Consider the following 13,313-nt stretch of genomic DNA (forward strand, 5'->3'; position numbering starts at 1 on the left):
AAGGCATCGCCGATATCAGCATCATCGAGGATAGCAGTAAAAGCAGCAATATAGCGCTCGTCAAGGACAAGGTCGCGGCCGCTATGTATGTCGTCGATAAGAGCCATGACAACTCTCGAAGAAAGCTCTTGTCCTGCATCCCATCGAGCAAAAGGATCGTTGTCATGCGCCATCAAAAAGATATAGTCGTCATAGGTATAAGAAGCCTCTATGATGAGAGGAGCAGAGAAGTGTCTGTTTAAAGAGACAGCAGGCTCTTCAGCGATGTCGTCGAAAACAAAAGTCTCCTCGCTTTTGGTGACTTCAAGGATAGTATCGACGATGTCATTGCCATCACCATCAAGAAGGCCTATAGATAAAGGAAAATGTAGCTCGCCATGCTGCTTAATGGTAAGGGAAAAACGACGCTCGGCGGCATTATAACGACGGCTTACAGCGATACGAGGAGTGCCTACCTGGCTGTACCACTTCTTGAACTGTGTGAGGTCGCGACCAGAAGTGACCTCCATAGCATGGACGAAGTCTTCGGTGGTGACAGCCTGCCCATCATACAACTCGAAATATTTCGTAATTCCTTTCTTGAAGGTCTCTTCGCCAAGAAGGGTCGATATCATCCCGATGATCTCAGAGCCTTTCTGGTATACCGTGGCAGTGTAGAAGTTGTTTATCTGCATATAAGACGAAGGCTTTATAGGATGGGCAGTAGGGCCAGAATCTTCAGGAAATTGGAAAGAACGTAGATGCTCGACATTTTTTATCCTCTGCACAGGACGGGAAAACATGTCTCCAGAGAAAGCATGGTCGCGGAAAACGGTAAGGCCCTCTTTGAGAGTTAGCTGAAACCAGTCGCGGCAGGTAACTCTGTTGCCCGTCCAGTTGTGGAAGTATTCGTGGCCGACAACACCCTCGACGCGGAGAAATTCGGCGTCAGTAGCAGTATCAGCATCGGCGAGGACACAGCTAGCATTGAATATGTTCAAACCCTTATTTTCCATAGCACCCATGTTGAAAGAGCTTACAGCTACGATCATATACGTGTCGAGATCGCACTCTAAGCCGAAGGTGTCTTCGTCCCACTTCATAGCATTCTTTAGCGACGACATAGCATGATGACAGCGCTTCTCGTTGCCTTTGTCGCAGTATATCCTTAAATCAATATCACGCCCAGACATCGTAGTGAAGGTGTCGTATATCACGCCAAGGTCGCCGGCGACGAGAGCAAAAAGATACGAAGGCTTAAGGAATGGATCTTCCCACGTGACATAATGCTTCCCATCGTCGAGGTCGCCGTGATCAACTTCATTGCCATTGGAAAGCAATACAGGATATTTTTCTTTGTCGGCGATGATCTTGGTAGTAAATTTTGACATGACGTCAGGCCTGTCGAGGAAATATGTTATACGCCTAAACCCATGAGGCTCGTTCTGCGTGCAGAACATCTCACCAGACTGATATAACCCCTCAAGAGCAGTGTTGTTGGCAGGGTCGATCGTATTCTCTATCTCTAAGACGCAGCGCTCAGGAACATTTTCGATGCGTAACGTCTTGTCGTCGACACTATACTCGGGAACCTCGCCGTCGATGGTTACACTCAACAACGTCATATTCTCGCCATCCAAAACAAGAGGAGCACTCACACCGTCATTCTTGATGATATTAAGCGTAGAATGTACCGTGGTAACATCATCTTCGATATTAAAAATAAACTTCACATCCGAAATGGAATACTCAGGAACAGTATGGTCTTTGAGATATATTGTTTTTGGCGCGGCTTCTGACATAAAAGTTCTCCTTATTAACATTGTTTTACTAACATGATGTTACGCTATGTTAGAATTTTTCACCATTACTTTGATAGGAATTCGAAGCCCGGAATAGGAATTTTTCACCACAGAGCCACGGAGAACACAGAGAGGAATAGGGCGGGCTAGGGGTTTCACCCCTAGAACCCCGAGGACTTTAAAAAGTTCACTGTTCAAAAATAGGGGTCTGGGGGAAAGCCCCCAGCAATTTTCTTTTTCCTTTAAACTTTTGTTCTCCGTGTTCTCCGTGGCTCCGTGGTGAAAAATCCTGTTCCGAACTCCGAACTCATTTCAATGATCATTTTTTCGATGTTGCCATATGAAGCGCGGAAACGATAAGCAAACTTATACTTATCGAAGCTATAAGCGGCACGACAATAGAAAGTATCATAGACTTCTCAACAAGAAGACCCGTTATGGCGAACGCTACAACAGAACCTATAGCCATAGGAAGGACATAGCGCCACTGCGTGTTGAAATGGTCGAAATGATGACACGAAGAGCTCGCAGAGGATAATATCGTGGTGTCGGCGATGACAGAAGTATTACACCCACATACACCACCGGCAAGGATAGCGCCCAAAACAGGGAAAAGCATCGCCATCTGGTCAGGCGTCGCTGGCGTTGCTACGTGCGACAACGACACAACAAGAGGTATCGCTATAGGGAATAATATCGCCGCAGTACCCCACGTCGTCCCTATCGATATCGCCGTGGCAAGAGCAACTACGAAAAATATGCAGGGCAACAAATATAACGGCAAAGAATCGCCGATGATATTGGCAAGATAACTTCCAGTCTGTACATCTTCGCGGAGAAGCGCACCAAAAGTCCAGGAACACGCCAAGATAGCAACAACAGGAAGAACATCGAGAGAACCTTTGAGGATGATCTTTGGCATTTTACGATATGAAAAACGCCCAGAAAGAAGATAATATATCACAGAAACAATAAACGATATAGAAGACCCAACAAAAAGAACTATAGCGGCACTAGCATTCTGTAAGGCCGCAACAAAAGAACGGTCACCGCCAAACAACCGATGCTCACCCCAATATAACAACCCAATAAATACAGAAACAAGAAGCGTTGCAATAGGAACAATGAAGTCCATGATATAAGCAGGCTCTTTAGAATCCGTAACAGTAGCCTCAGCATTGCGCCCCTTCTTGCGAGGACCAAAAAGATGGCCTTTCTCATCTGCAATCTTCTCGTGTGACCTCATAAGACCAAAAGAAATCTTGCGACGTACAATAAACCATACAGTGACAATAACGGTGAAAGAATAGAAAACATATGGCAAAGTACGAAGATATATCACGTTCGGCGGCGCCATGACATATATCGTCTCTTCAATAGACTCACCAATGCCGTTGTCACTCAAAAAACCTATTATTGCCGCCGCCCAAGCTGAAACAGGACATAATATCGCTAAAGAAGCCGCCATGATATCAACAAGAAAAGCTAACTTCGCACGAGGAACAAGATGCTTGTCGGCAAGAGGACGTAACACAGAACCAACGGTAAGACAGCTCAAATAGTCGTCGATAAAAAGACAATGCGAAAGTAATAACGACGAAGTCTCAACACCACGCTTGCAACGTATCGAAGACGATGCCTTTAATATCAAAGCTCGAGCACCACCAGATCGGTGGATCATCTCAATGACAATACCAATAATAAAAGGAAATAACATGATAAGGATGTGGTCACAGTCCCAAAAAGAGCCAGAAGAAAATAATAAATTTAAGTCAAACGTCTCGTAAAAACGACGACCAATAAGAGACACGGAATCAATAGGAGCACCATGCGTGACAATAAGCGCAGAGGCACAAATCCCAACGATAAGAGCAAGAATGATCCTATGGAAAAATATCCCAACAAGAAAAACTAATAACGGCGGTATGAAAACAACCCAAGACATAATGATGACCTCTTTAACCCATGATTGCGACCTATATTTCCTTTAGCGCCATAGAGTTAGATAAGATGGCTCAGTGAACGACAAGCGAATAGTCGTAACTATTCGCGAGGAGTAAAATGAGTCATATTGCCTAACACTATGGATGCTATAGGAAACAGGACTTTTTTTCTTTATAAAAAGCATTGGCAGAAAATATAAGCATGTGAAGACAAACATTTTAAGTCCCTACTCTTTCTTATTGTTTTTCTTTGCCCATTTGCTATTATTTAACTTCGCCATATTTCTTTTTGCAGCAACACTTTTGTAGCGTAGAGGAATAGCGTTTAGCGTATAGACTTTACCTATTCGCTAGTTTTTTCTATCCGCTATCCGCTATAACTATCCGCTATAATAACCCTATGGCAAAGTATAGGTCGCAATCATGGGTTTAAAAATTAGTCCGTAATTATAAACGACTTGTAGCCAATAAGCAACACCAAAATATCTACACTAAAAACTAGCGCAACAATAAAAAGTTATCATCCCTTGACAAAAAGTTATCGAATAACGATAATAATGGCATAGTTTTAATAACCGGCACAACAGGAGGGCCAAATACTATGAATAAAATAAAACGCACAAGCCGTATCTTTAGAATCTTTTTTTTAACCTTGATAATCCTTTTACCAATATTTTCAGCGATTTATTGGTTTTTTGATGGTCTCATTCCGAATATGTTTTCTTTCATGTGGTCGCAAGGAAATACAGACATCCGACTCCCGCCATTAAATGAATTGAAACCCCATATCCGCATTTTTTGTTTTTTGATCTCGATGATCCCCATAGGCGTGTATATCTTCGTTCTTCGCTATGGTATGAAGCTGTGCAAGCTATATGAGAGCTTTAAAATCTTTACCATGGAAAACGTCCAATATTATAAAAAAATAGGCTACACACTTCTTATCGGTAAACTCGTATTGTATCCTATTTATGAAGCTCTCATAACACTAGCACAAACATATTATAACACTCCCGGAGAACGATATATCAGCATCTCTTTAGATTCGTGGGACTTCACTGTGATATTCTTCGCCGTTATGTTTATTTTTATGTCATGGGTTATGGGCGAAGGTGTAAAACTCGAAGAAGATAAAAAATATACAGTATAGGAGCAAACAATGGCTATAATAATAAATATCGATGTCATGCTCGCCACAAGGAAAAAACGCTCTAAAGAGCTCGCCGAGGCGATAGGCATAACAGAACCAAACCTTTCTATACTAAAGACAGGAAAAGCAAAGGCGATAAGGCTGTCGACACTCGACGCCATATGCAGCTTCCTTGAATGCCAGCCAGGAGATATCTTGGAATATCGTTCATAACGACAACAAAAACATTATTTTATTTGACATTCTAATAGGAAAAGAAATATTTTAAAGGTGTGGTATATTTTAACTATTACTTAAGGAGTTATACTGATGAAGAAAGAATGCCCAATAATATGTACGACAGCGTTTGTCCTTCTCCTAATAGGAGGTATCAACTGGGGGCTCGTTGGTCTTTTTGACCTAGACCTAGTAGAATATCTGTTCGGCGCAGGGACGATTTTTGCACGCGTAATTTATATCCTTATCGGCATCGCTGCCGTTATGAAGCTTTGCTGCTGGATTAAATGCAAATGTTGCAAAGGATCATGCAAAGTAAAGAAAAAGGCAAAGAAGAAAAAATAACATAGATAACATTATCTAATAACACGTTATTTCGGAGGAATTGTTTCGATTCCTCCGTTTTTTTTCTTTATTAGGAATGTTACTGTTCCCATAAGCACAACTACAGCAGTGACGATTACCACCTTCGTAATATCGAGAGGCTGCCCAAGCGTCGAACCTATAAGGTTGTAGGTGAAACTTCCTGGTATTATCCCCAAAGCAGTAGCGAAGAGATAGTCGCGGAAGCGTATACCACACATCCCAGCTCCGTAGTTGACGACGTCCCAAGGAAAAAGCGGTATAAGGCGCGCAAAAAGGATGGAAAAGAAACCATTTTTCGAGATAAACCTATCACATACGCCAGCCGTGTTTTTCTCTGTCATCTTAGCAGCGAAACCTCTTCCAAGATGGCGCGCTATGATAAAGGGAATTATGCTAGCGAGAACGGCACCGATAACAGTATATACCGTCCCCAAATACACTCCCCATATGGCACCGCTTGCTGTGGAAAGCAGCGACGCAGGAAAAAAGATTATAGAGGTAAGCATATACATCCCGATATAAACAACAGGAGCCCATAACCCTAACGTTATGATGAAATTCTGGATCTTCTCGATAGAGAATCGCTCGTCGATATCGAAATAATACCCTAAAAATACCATCACAGCAACGAATGCAGCAAAGATAACAAATTTCTTGGTTTCTTTTTTCATGACAGCTCCTTGCCATGGTCGGCATATTTCTTTAAAGCAACGGATTTCTTGGCAGAGACAAGGGCGTCAGTTATTTTCCAGGACTCCTGTAATTCGTCGAACCTTGTGAAAAGCGTCTTGTCGCCAGCGATACATTCTGCAAGGAGAGTGTCATATGCTGCTATGCTGTTACCGGTAAATTCACAAGAATGACAAAATTCCATGGTGACGGCTTTGAAGACATCAGCAGCAAGGACATAGTGGTTGAAGTCGAAAGCAATATCTTGCGTCGGCTGTATGTCTATAGTAAGTTTGTTGGTTTTAATTTTATATAGCTTACAGTGGTGTTTGCACGGATTTTTTTTGAATATTATCTCGATATAAGCGCGACGATTTCCTAGCATCTTTCCAGTGGTAAGGACGATGTCAGTGCCTTTCCAGCGCCTGCTGTTGCAACGCAACTTAACATCGACATATGTCTCGGTAGCACTTTTTTTCAGGCCCGCAGCTTTAACCTCACCGCCATAGGAGCGATATTGTCCGATGGTGAGGTCTTTTGTAGATGCTAGGCGTAGCTTTTTTAAGACCTTAACCTTTTCATCATGGATGTTGGTAGCATCGTATTTTTCTGGGGCGTCCATAAGAACAAGGCTTGCCACCTGTAGCAGATGACTTTGTACCATATCTTTTATGGCGCCAGCATTATCATAATATCCTATTCTTTTGCCTACATTGGAATCCTCTTCTGCGACGATGTTTATCTTTTCGATGAACTCACTGCTCCAGACGCCCTCGAAAAGGGGATTTCCAAGGCGTAATGTTAAGATATTTTGTACCGTCTCCTTGCCGAGATAGTGGTCGATCCTATAGATAGACTCTTCGTCGAAGATCTTCTGTATCGTGGTGTTGAGCTTCTTGCTAGTAGAAAGATCCGTTCCGAAGGGCTTCTCAAAGACAACCCTACGGAATTTGTCTTTGTGGGTATGGAGCTTGTACTTCTTTAGCTGCTTGGCGATCATAGGCATGAAGGTAAAACTCGTCGCAAGATAATAAATGCGGTCGTAGGACTTTCCTTTTTCAAGCTTCCCAAGGAAAGCATCCATGCCGTCGAGGAAATTCTTCGCTGAAAAGTCGCTATGGAAATAGTGTATACGTATCTTTTGCCACAAAGGACTTTCGATGATAGCAGCAGGAAGAGAAGCAGCGATGCGGTCCTTATACTCTTCGTCGGATAGAGGGCGTCTTCCGACACCGACTATATACGACTCTTCAGTGAGCGTACCCTTTTTTATTAGGTTGTATAACGAAGGCACAAGTTTCCTGTTGGTAAGGTCGCCAGTTCCTCCGAAGATGATAAATCCTATGGTATTCATATAATATCCGTAAAAATGTAAAGGTTTGTAATTTCTTTTGTTAAAACGGCAGGGCATTCGTCGATGCTGGTATCAATGTCGCTAAAAGCCTTTAAAGCAACAGACTTCTCTTTGCCGTAGAAAAGAAGTAGGCATGTAGTAGCATCCTGAAGAAGAGCCTTCGATGCTGTAATCCTCCTCTTGGGAGGTTTTGGGCTGTCGTCTACGATGATGAATTTTTTGTCTTCTTCTTGCAAAGCAGGGTGGTGAGGAAAAAGGCTCGCTACATGGCCGTCACCACCAGAAGACATTAATATTATATCAAAACCTCCCAATGCAAGAAGCTCTTCAGTATATCCTTCTTCTTTAGGAGAGTGGATGTTTTCTTTAGGAAACTCTTTTTCATTGATTAGCCCTTGAAGAAAAAGTTCTCGCGCGAGATGCTCGTTAGAGTCGTTAGAATCGAGCCTTTCGTCGATCCAAAAGATATGAACCTGGTGCCATGGCATGCTCTCGGAAGCCGAAAGAGCCTTGAAAATTTCTTCAACACTGCCGCCACCACATATCCCTAGAACAACATGGCCGCGACGTTGCATTATGAGCAAATCGGCGACCTCAGAAGCGATAACTTCTACGGCTTTGTAGGCAAGAGATTTTCGTTCATCGGAAATACATTTTATCATGATGGCTGCTCGTGCCTCCCGAAACCAAAACGTAGCGCCTGGATAACTTTTCCCTGATATCTCGGCGATTCTTTACTTTTTATGCGCATGTCGACGCTAGAATCCATGGCAGGAACAGGGACTTCGAGTTCTTTAGCGGTAGCAATACTCCACTCTCCTTCGCCGCTAAGGCCTATGGCGCCAGAATATTTTTCTAAAGACGGGTCTTCACTATACGCCTCTTCGGCGAGATCCATAAGCCACCCGCGTATCACGCTGCCATTGCTCCATACCTTCGCAGCAGAAGACATATCGATGTCGAAAGCGCTCTTCTCCATAACCTCGAAACCTTCGCCGATACTCTGCATCATACCATATTCTATGCCGTTGTGGATCATCTTAACAAAATGCCCAGCACCGCTCTTACCGAAATATCCGTAGCCGCCATCAACGCTGATGTCAGCAAGCAAAGGCTCTATAGCATTAAAACGCTCTTCGTCGCCGCCGACCATAAAACATGCGCCGTTCCTGGCGCCGTCGATGCCACCGCTAGTGCCAATATCGAGAAGATTAATCCCTTCCTCTTTAAGATTCTCAGCACGACGTATCGTGTCTTTATAGAAACTGTTTCCACCGTCAATGATAGTATCACCATCGTCGAGAAGGGGAGTAAGCTCGGCGATAACATGGTCGACAGCATCTCCAGCGGTGACCATAACCCATATCATCCGTGGAGCCTCGAGGCTGCCGACAAGCTCTTCGAGAGAAGCGCCAGCGATAGCACCTTTTTCAACATATGGTACCATCTTCTCAGCGCTTCTGTTATATACAACAACATCATGGCCGTGGTCGATGATGTTGAGGGCAAGATTTCCGCCCATCTTCCCCAATCCTATAAGTCCTATCTTCATCGGTACATCACCTTAAGTATTTTTTTTGTTAACGGAGTAAGCTTCTTAGAAAAATAATTCCCCGCAAGTTTCTTGTTTACCCTGCTGGCAGTAGGGTATGGATATATCTTGCCGAAAAGGTCTTTGAGTTTAAGGCCTGAAGTATTGGCAAGGACGAGCTCCTGGAAAAGCTCTCCAGCAGCAGGAGAAACCATCGAACCCCCAAGGATTACACCCTTTCTATGATATACAACAAGCTTCCCAGCAGTAAAGTCGTCGACGATATGCCTGTCGTCGTCTTCGAAATCAAGCGATAACGTCTCGTATTTCATCCCACGGCTTTCGAGAGCCTCAGCGCTAAGGCCGAAGGTCGCAATCTCTGGGTATGTATACGTTACCCATGAGATGTTGTCGTAGGAAAGCTTCTTCTTGAAAGGGCTGAAGAAATTGTTTATTATAACAGAAGCATGAAGCTCAGCAGCATGGGTGAAGATATACCCTCCAGCGACATCACCACAGGCAAAGACGTTTTTGTTGGTAGTCCTCATATAGTCATCGACCTTGAGCTTTCTTCCGCCTTCGTCGAGCGCGATGCCAGCATTCTCAATGCCAAGACCTTCGATATTCAAAGACCTTCCAATAGCAACAAAAACAGCGTCGAAGTCTATAGTGCTCTCTAAGCCGCCTTTGTCTTCAATGACAACTTTATCGCTACCGATAAACTCCTTAGGGACGCTGTTGAAGTGGAACGTCATGCCCTCCTGGATAAGCTGGTCATATAATACACAGGCGATCTCTTTGCTCTCCTTGGGAAGAAACTTCGGGCCATGCTGTATCACAGTAACGTCGCTGCCAAGACGCTGGAAACACTGCCCTAGCTCTATCCCTATAGGACCCCCGCCAACAAACAAAAACTTCTTAGGTAAAAAATCTATATCGAAAATAGTCTCGTTGTTGTAACACCGCACATTTTCGACGCCAGGGACTTCAAGGCTACGAGGTCTGCTTCCAGTAGCGATGACGATCTTCTTACCGAAATACTCTTTACTATCGACGACAACACTATTAGGACCAGAAAATTTCGCTTCGCCAAGGACGACAGTCATCCCCAAAGAACGAAAATAGTCGGCGTTCTCATGCTGACGTATGACGCCCTGCTTCTCTTTGATATATTTCGTTACCTTACCAATATCAACAGCGCCACCGACCTTGAGACCAATAGCTTCAGCTTCCTTCGCATCATAGGCAAGCTTAGAAAGGTGGATCAACGCCTTGCTAGGAATGCACCCGTAGTTTAGACAGTCGCCACCAATGGCCCATTCGCTTTTGTCGATAAGCAACACGCTGAAGCCGGCTTTGTTCATGAAACCAGCAATGTTTAAACCACCACTGCCAGCACCGATGATGATGATATCAAAATGATCTTGCTCCATAAATCTCCCCACACGTAATGTATAGTATGCTTTATTCAACATATAAAAACATTTCTTAAAAATAAAGAATTTACGGTAACGCCATGAGCATCATAGATATAGCGACGTTTTTGATGGTAATATTATTGATGGTAATAGCAGGGCACTGGGGCGTCCGCAGGGTGCAGTCAGAGAAATCATATCTTTTAGCAGATAATAACACCGGTCTTTTTGCCCTCACCGCTACTCTAGTAATGACGGAATTCAATACTTCGACATTAATAGCATTTTCGGCGATAGGATATCTCTGTGGACTATGGGCGCTGGTACTTCCTTTCGTTTTCCTCATAGGCCTTACTTTCTACGGAATCACCGTCGCAAAAAAATGGAAGCAGTTCAACGGTCTGTCGGTAGCACAGTTTTTCTCGCAACGATATGGTGATAGCGTAGGGAAACTTGCAAGCTTCGCACTAATAGCAGCTATGACGGGGTTCAGCGCAGTGTATATAAAATCCCTTTCGATAATATTCTCTTTAGCCTTTCCTTCAGTGCATACATGGATGTTAAGCCTTGTCCTAGTACTCCTTATACTATTACTTACATTACGCGGTGGGCTCGTAGCAATAATAAAGAACGATATCATAAGCTTCTGCATCCTGCTAATCTTCATGCCTCTTATGATGTTATTGTCATGGAATAACAGTGCAACAACACCTTACAATATAACAGAGGCAATGACTCTATTGCCACCCTCTTTTGTTGTAGCAATAACACTAGTGACGATGTTTACATACATCATAGCACCATGGTATGGGCAGAAAATCTTCTCGGCAAAAACGCCGGCAATAGCAAAACAGTCCGTTATGATCGCAGCAGTGCTCGTATTCGTATTATACGCATGCGCTGTAATGGCGACATCGTTCTTGAAAAAGAATTCCGTTGTCAATCATGACCAGGCACTGCCATATATCGTCATGAATATACTGCCAACAGGACTAAGAGGTATAGGCTTCGGTGTATTCTTCGCAGCAGCAGCAACGACGCTGTCGGGAGTGTGGAGCGCGATGACAAGTATGGTAGTAAGTGATTTTCTGGGAAGGAATAACTCTGAAGGATGTGGACGTAGCATTTATATCACCATAGCTTTTGCAACAATAGCATACCTTCTTGGTAATACCCTCGTCGATAAGATACTTCAGAAACTCATCCTGGCAAACATCCCCGTGCTGGCATTGTCGTTTGCCCTATTAGCAGGTTTTTACTGGAAAAAAGCCTCTAAAGCAGGCGCTATAATAAGCATTGTTGTAGGACTGTGTTGGGGAGTTTTTACCTACGCATATTTTGGCGAAGATGGCGGATATCAATGGTACTGGGCCATCTACGGTATACCACTAATTTTCGGCTCAGGAGCCGTAGGGTCTATTGCTTTTCCAGAAATAATAGCTCAAAAATCTACTTCACTATAGATCATACGGCACGAGAAAACTGGTATAAACGTATCGATGCTGTCAAAAAAACAAGGACAGTGAAGACAATGGCAAGCACAGTGAACAGCGAAGGAATAAGGATCATAACTACGAAGAAAGCAAAAGCCTCTCCGCGCTCCATGATTCCAGGGCTGTAGTAAAAGCCTTTCTCACTTTCGTTGTCGGTGAATATCCCAACAACAAGGAACGATGTAACACACACTAATATGCTGCCAAGCATGAACATCGACATAATGCCACGAGAGCTAGGATCTACGAAAAACAACCCCATAATGATAGAAAACTCTACTATCCTATCAGAAACGATATCATATACAGCACCAGCAGAAGACGAGCGCTGGAGCCTCCTCGCTAGAGCTCCGTCGAGAAAGTCGAGATGACCAGAAAGAAGTATGAAAACAATAGCAAGATAAGGATGCCTAAAAGCAATATATGGCGCTGCAGCAACACCAGAAAGACATGCTAATAAAGTGACGACGTTTGGCGTTATACCAACCTTACAGAGAACGTCAACAATAGGGTCGACCGAAAGCTTTTTATATAATGCTATGAAAGAAGAATTTGTCATACCTTTTTGCCCTTGCGAAGTTTCTTTACTACGATAGGAATAAGTGCGAATATCGCTAAAGCAATGATAGCGATCTTCATCTCCGTAGTAAAAAAACCTTGTACTGAGAAAGGCTCGTTGGAATCAAGGATAGAACCTAAACCCGTCCCCGCCTGTGAAAACGCAAAAGTCCCTGGTATTATTCCGACGAACGTCGTCCATGAAAATGTCCATAGCGAGATGTTTAGAAGCGCAGGAGCAATGTTTACAAGCCAAAAAGGGAAAAGAGGAACAAGGCGAAGGAAAAGTAGGTAGCTTACAGCGTTTTCTTTTATGCCATTTTTTATCTTCGTCATCCGTGGCCCAGAGGCTTTCTTAGAAAGAGTCTCCCCGAGAGCAGTACGCGCAGAAAGAAAGATGACTATTGCTCCCAAAGTAGCTCCAATGACGACATATATCACACTATAAGGCTGTCCGAAGAGAAAACCACCGAATATCGTAAGAAGAGCGCCGCCAGGAATCGAAAGCGCTGTAGATAAGGTGTATAGAGCAATATAAAGAAGAGGCGCCATGATAGCATGTGCGTCGACGAGCTTCAAAAGAAAAACCCTGTGCCTCTTGAAATTCTCTATAGAAATATATTCGCCAACACCAAAGAAATACGCTGCTATAGTGACAGCGATTATTATAGCAATGGGGATAAAACGTTTAAAAGATTTCATCGTAAAGCCTTAATAGATTACACTATACCTTGTGTACATTTTTTACCGTGAAATTGTAAACAAAATTTCCTGACACAAAAAATAGCGTGAAGAGTATGATATTATAATGATACAACACATTCTAGATTACATCAT

General features: G+C 43.4%; 13 protein-coding genes. 4 read left to right on the forward strand and 9 right to left on the reverse strand.

All coding sequences use genetic code 11. The annotated features are described in order from the left end of the window. Positions 1-1,781: aminopeptidase N (gene pepN, locus HN980_00005; GenBank protein MBT6927870.1), on the reverse strand; the 1,781-nt coding region annotated here is incomplete at its 3' end. Positions 1,782-2,100: 319 nt separating this feature from the next. Further along, positions 2,101-3,726 carry a hypothetical protein gene (locus HN980_00010; GenBank protein MBT6927871.1) on the reverse strand — a complete coding sequence of 542 codons (1,626 nt, stop codon included), beginning with the start codon at positions 3,724-3,726 and terminating at the stop codon, positions 2,101-2,103. An 812-nt stretch (positions 3,727-4,538) separates the two neighbouring features. Here HN980_00010 and HN980_00015 point away from each other — a divergent pair. The 3 genes from HN980_00015 (at position 4,539) to HN980_00025 (ending at position 5,435) form a co-directional block, all read left to right on the forward strand. Next, positions 4,539-4,874, forward strand: a complete 336-nt coding sequence (locus HN980_00015; GenBank protein MBT6927872.1) for a DUF2975 domain-containing protein — start codon at positions 4,539-4,541, stop codon at positions 4,872-4,874. Positions 4,875-4,883: 9 nt separating this feature from the next. Then, entirely contained in the window at positions 4,884-5,087 is a 204-nt protein-coding gene (locus tag HN980_00020) for a helix-turn-helix transcriptional regulator (protein ID MBT6927873.1), read from the forward strand. Positions 5,088-5,183: 96 nt separating this feature from the next. Beyond that, positions 5,184-5,435, forward strand: a complete 252-nt coding sequence (locus HN980_00025) for a DUF378 domain-containing protein (GenBank protein MBT6927874.1) — start codon at positions 5,184-5,186, stop codon at positions 5,433-5,435. Between the two features lie 26 nt (positions 5,436-5,461). Here the strand turns inward: HN980_00025 and HN980_00030 are convergent, their stop codons facing one another. Genes HN980_00030 through HN980_00050 form a run of 5 tightly spaced genes read right to left on the reverse strand, consistent with a single transcriptional unit; the run spans position 5,462 to position 10,443 of the window. Further along, entirely contained in the window at positions 5,462-6,127 is a 666-nt protein-coding gene (locus HN980_00030; protein ID MBT6927875.1) for a TVP38/TMEM64 family protein, read from the reverse strand. Next, complete coding sequence (zwf, locus tag HN980_00035) at positions 6,124-7,479, reverse strand: glucose-6-phosphate dehydrogenase (protein ID MBT6927876.1); 1,356 nt, start codon at positions 7,477-7,479, stop codon at positions 6,124-6,126. The genes HN980_00030 and zwf overlap by 4 nt, the downstream gene beginning before the upstream one ends. Beyond that, complete coding sequence (pgl, locus tag HN980_00040) at positions 7,476-8,141, reverse strand: 6-phosphogluconolactonase (protein MBT6927877.1); 666 nt, start codon at positions 8,139-8,141, stop codon at positions 7,476-7,478. Before pgl ends, zwf begins: the two co-directional genes overlap by 4 nt. Continuing rightward, positions 8,138-9,031, reverse strand: coding sequence for a decarboxylating 6-phosphogluconate dehydrogenase (gene gnd / locus HN980_00045; protein MBT6927878.1), 894 nt, complete (start codon positions 9,029-9,031; stop codon positions 8,138-8,140). Before gnd ends, pgl begins: the two co-directional genes overlap by 4 nt. Continuing rightward, a complete protein-coding gene (locus tag HN980_00050; protein MBT6927879.1) occupies positions 9,028-10,443 on the reverse strand; it encodes an NAD(P)/FAD-dependent oxidoreductase in 1,416 nt (471 codons plus the stop codon). Before HN980_00050 ends, gnd begins: the two co-directional genes overlap by 4 nt. 83 nt (positions 10,444-10,526) lie before the next feature. Between HN980_00050 and HN980_00055 the strand changes: the two genes are divergently transcribed. Continuing rightward, entirely contained in the window at positions 10,527-11,888 is a 1,362-nt protein-coding gene (locus HN980_00055) for a sodium:solute symporter (protein ID MBT6927880.1), read from the forward strand. Position 11,889: 1 nt separating this feature from the next. On the opposite strand, the gene HN980_00060 is transcribed toward HN980_00055, so the two are convergent. Next, entirely contained in the window at positions 11,890-12,477 is a 588-nt protein-coding gene (locus HN980_00060; GenBank protein MBT6927881.1) for a CDP-alcohol phosphatidyltransferase family protein, read from the reverse strand. Next, a complete protein-coding gene (locus HN980_00065) occupies positions 12,474-13,178 on the reverse strand; it encodes a TVP38/TMEM64 family protein (protein ID MBT6927882.1) in 705 nt (234 codons plus the stop codon). Before HN980_00065 ends, HN980_00060 begins: the two co-directional genes overlap by 4 nt. Between the last annotated feature and the right edge of the window lie 135 nt (positions 13,179-13,313).

This window comes from Waddliaceae bacterium (genome assembly GCA_018694295.1).
Taxonomy (GTDB): Bacteria; Chlamydiota; Chlamydiia; order Chlamydiales; family JABHNK01; genus JABHNK01.